At 69.1% G+C, this 1,578-nt stretch carries 2 protein-coding genes; both read left to right on the top strand.

The window, feature by feature from the left end:
* Window positions 1–403: ABC transporter permease (locus tag ACTS11_RS07210; protein ID WP_442639651.1), on the top strand; the 403-nt coding region annotated here is incomplete at its 5' end.
* 15 nt (window positions 404–418) lie between these two features.
* A partial coding sequence (locus tag ACTS11_RS07205) for an amidohydrolase family protein (RefSeq protein ID WP_442639650.1) occupies window positions 419–1,578 on the top strand: 1,160 nt, incomplete at its 3' end.

The raw sequence follows: 1,578 nt of genomic DNA, 5'->3' as shown, positions 1-1,578 counted from the left end.
CGAGGCGACGGTGATCGCCACCGTCTTCCTCTTCGCGGTCTGGGTGGTGATCATCGACGCGCAGGCCGGCGTCTCGCATGTCGCGCCCTCGCTCGTCGAGATGGGCCGCGTCTTCGGCTGCTCGCGCCGGCGCATCATCTTCGAGATCGTCGTGCCCGCCGCGCTGCCCGAGATCATCACCGGCGTGCGCCTCGCCGTGATCCGCGCGGTCAAGGGCGTCATCGTGGGCCAGATCATCATCGCGCTGATCGGCTTCGGAGGGCTCTTCGACACCTACCTGTCGATGTTCCTGATGGAACGGTTCTGGGCCCTCATCATCGTCATTTTCGCCCTGTCCTTCACGCTGATCGGACTGGTCGAGATGCTGGAACGCAGGATCGCGTTCTACGCGGGGACGCGATAACCGAGGACTGGAAGAATGAAGACCGACACTGCCGCCGCGCCGCTCCTGATCACCGGGGGGCGCGTGATGGCGCCCGGCGCGGACCCCCACCGCCCGGCCGCCGCCGACATCCTCGTCGAGGACGGCGCCATCGTCGCCGTCGGGCCGGACCTGGCGCAGGACGCCGCGACGCGCCCGGGCCTCCGCCGGATCGACGCGCGCGGGCGTCTGGTGGTTCCGGGCTTCGTGAACGCGCATTACCACTCGCACGACGTGCTGGCGAAGGGCCTGATGGAGGAGGAGCCGCTCGAGACCTGGCGCCTCCTCGCGCTGCCGCCGCAATACCCCAAGCGCTCGCGCGAGGAGATCAAGGTCCGCACGCTTCTGGGCGCGCTCGAATGCCTGAAGTCGGGCATGACGACCGTGCAGGACATGGTCACGCTCTTCCCCTACGACCCCGACCACCTGACCGCCGTGGTCGAGGCCTACGAGGAGATCGGCATCCGCGCCGTCGTCGCGCTGCAATACGCCGACCGCAAGGGGATCGGGACGATCCCGTTCTGGCCCGAGGTCTTCCCCGAGCACCTGCACGGCAAGCTCTCGACGGCGGCCGAGCCCGACGCGCGCTTCGACCAGATCGCCGATTTCGAGGAGACCTGGATCACCAGTTCGGTGAAGCGCCCCACGATCGGCTGGGCGCTCGGCCCCTCGGCGCCCGAGCGCTGCACCTCGGCGCTGCTCCAGCGGACGCGGGAACTGGCGGAGAAGCACGACCTGCCGATCTTCACGCATTTCTACGAGTCCAAGGGCATGGCGCTGCAGGCGCGCATGGCCTACCCGCAGCACGGCGGCTCGCTGGTGCGCGCGCTCCACGAGGAGGGGCTGCTCAGCCCGCGCCTGAACCTCGCGCATTCCGTCTGGCTCCTCGACGACGAGATCGAGCTTCTGGCCGAGACGGGCACGCGCTGCGTCCTCAACCCGCTCTCGAACCTCAAGCTCAAGAGCGGCATTCCCCCCGTCCGAAGGCTACAGGAGGCGGGCGTCGGCTTCGGCCTCGGCTGCGACAACTGCTCGTGCTCGGACGCGCAGAACATGTTCGAGGCGATGAAGTTCGCCGCCATGATCACGGCCATCGCCGACCACGAGCCGGGGCCGCCGCAGGCCGCGAGCATGCTCGAGGCCGCGACGACGGGCGG

It is taken from the genome of Roseicyclus sp. (assembly GCF_052168335.1).
Taxonomy (GTDB): domain Bacteria; phylum Pseudomonadota; class Alphaproteobacteria; order Rhodobacterales; family Rhodobacteraceae; genus Roseibacterium.
The sequence above is the reverse complement of the archived record's forward strand: the minus strand, read 5'-3'. Positions and strand labels throughout refer to the sequence as shown.